This is a genomic window from Polaromonas sp. P1_G2, from assembly GCF_056405515.1.
The window spans coordinates 1-2,314 of sequence record NZ_JBFUBY010000495.1 but is presented as its reverse complement, the minus strand read 5'-3'; the positions used below and the strand labels follow the sequence as shown (position 1 = coordinate 2,314).

Here is a 2,314-nt window from a genome sequence, read left to right as displayed (position 1 = left end):
GTGCTGGACACCGGCGCCGAGATGATGGTGGTGCTGGTTTTCCTGTGGGTGGCGCATGTGACAGGCCGGCGCATGTACCAGGCCCTGCGCATCAGCCTGGAGCTGCAGTTCGACCGCCAGCAGCTGATCAAGGCGCTGGAGGATCGGAAACGGGGGGTGGCGGACGCGGAGACGGTGAGGACGCGTTTTATCGCGAGCGCCGCGCATGAGCTGCGCCTGCCGGTGCATGCGCTGGGCCTGTATGCCGACTGGCTGACGAGGGAGCCGGAGTTCGCGGTGCAGATCGCGCGCAAGATCGGCGATTCGACGCACAAGATCGACGAGCTGTTCGAGTCGCTGTTCAGCCTGGCGGGGCTGGATCCGGCCTCGCTGAACGTGCACCCGCAGCCGGTGGACATGGCCGCCTTGATCCACACGCTGGCCGAAGAGCACATGCCGCTGGCGCGCGAAAAAGGCCTGCGCCTGCGCACCCGGACCGCCGCGGGCCGGGCACTGTCGGACCCGGTGCTGCTGACAAGGCTGGTGGGCAGCCTGCTGTCGAATGCCTTGCGCAACACGCACGGCGGCGGCGTGCTGCTGGCGGCGCGGCAGCGCCAGGGCCGCTGGCGCATAGAGCTGTGGGACACGGGCACGGGCATCGCGCATGAGCGACAGCAGACTTTTGTGCAGGGCATTCCGCAGCAAGGCACGGCCGAGGGCTTCGGCCTGGAGCTGGCGGCCATCTACCGGTTGAGCCAGGCGCTGGGGCATCCTGTGGGGATGGCTGCGCGCCAGGGCGGGGGGAGTGTTTTTTGGGTTGAGTTGGCAAGATATGAAGGCAACCCGCCGGGGAGCGGCCGGACGTAGCCTGGTCTTGCTCCCCGCGGCGCGCCCTCTGCTGAGGGTTGCTGGCCGGGGTTGCCGGCTACGGCGGGGTCTCGCGCAAACTCGCCTGCGGCTCAAACAAGCGCGATCCCTGATCCGCCTACGTCTGCGCTCCTCGGCCCAGCCAGGACGGGGCAATCGGGAACGGGGACAAAAGACAAAGAAGATAAATACAAACAAGGACTCGCCACGGCGAGTCCTTGTTTCTTAGGTATTGGTATTCAATTCCCCAACCCTTGTGGATGCGCCGAGGAGCGCAGGGCCAGACGGATCAGGGATCGCGTTGTTTGAGCCGAAGGCGAGTTTAGCGAGACCCCGGCTGGACCGAGCACCGCAGGTTGCCCGTAGCGAAGCGAAGGGACGCAGCAACCAGGGTCGCCTTTTCTTTTGCTTACTTTTCTTTTGGCGAAGCAAAAGAAAAGTGAGTAGCCGCCGGGCTACCCCCGGCCAGCAACCCTCAGCAGAGAAAACAGAAACCCGCCCGTCGGTCTACGCCTACAGAAAGCACCGCCGCCAAGCTCTGGCGCCGGGCGCGAGCCCCAGGGAAGATTCCCTCATCATGCCCAGCACCGCGGCGCCCGCTCCCGCCGACCCCTCCTTATCCGCATCCACCACCACATCGCCGTGGCCGCGCGTCCGCCGCTGGGTATTCCCCGCGCTGGGGATTGTGGTGCTGGGCCTGCTGGTGTCGCATGCGCACAAGGTGGACTGGGCCGGCGCCTGGCAGGCGCTGTGGCGTTATTCGCCGTGGCTGCTTCTGGGCGTACTGGGCCTGGCGACAGCCAGCCATGCGCTGTACGGCTGCTTCGACCTGATAGGCCGGCGCCACACGCGCCACACACTGCCGCGCCTGCAGACCTGGGCCATCGCGGTGACGAGTTATGCCTTCAACCTGAACCTGGGCTCGCTGGTGGGCGGCGTGGCGCTGCGGGCGCGGCTGTACACGCGGGCCGGCCTCGATGAAACGACCATCGCGCAGATCGTGGGCCTGAGCCTGGCGACCAACTGGCTGGGCTACGGACTGGTGGCGGGCAGCCTGTTTGCGAGCGGCGTCATCGCCCTGCCCAGCCAGGCGCACATAGGCGCAACGGCGCTGCGAACGCTGGGCGTGGCGATGGTGTTGCTGGCCATCGCCTACGTGGCAACCTGCGCCTTCGCGCGCGGGCGCGAGTGGCGTGTGCGGAGACGGCGGCTGACGCTGCCCTCCCCCGGGCTGGCATTGGTGCAGCTGCTGCTGTCGGCCGCCAACTGGGCGTTAATGGGCGCGGCCATGTTCTGGCTGCTGGGTGGCCAGGTGGAGTACGGCAAGGTGCTGGGTGTGCTGATGGCGGCCTCCATCGTGGGGGTGATCATGCCGATTCCGGGTGGGTTGGGGGTGCTGGAGGCGGTGTATCTGGCTTTGCTGTCCGGCAGTGTTCGGCAAGGGACGTTGATGGGGGCGGTATTGGCG

At 67.1% G+C, this 2,314-nt stretch carries 2 protein-coding genes; both read left to right on the top strand.

Features of this window, described 5'->3' with window-relative positions; genetic code table 11:
• Positions 1 to 846, top strand: an 846-nt coding sequence (locus tag AC1D0P_RS25605) for a sensor histidine kinase (protein WP_477679301.1), incomplete at its 5' end; no start/stop codon positions are given.
• Positions 847 to 1,423: 577 nt separating this feature from the next.
• On the top strand, positions 1,424 to 2,314 hold an 891-nt coding region (locus AC1D0P_RS25600; RefSeq protein ID WP_477679300.1), incomplete at its 3' end, for a lysylphosphatidylglycerol synthase domain-containing protein.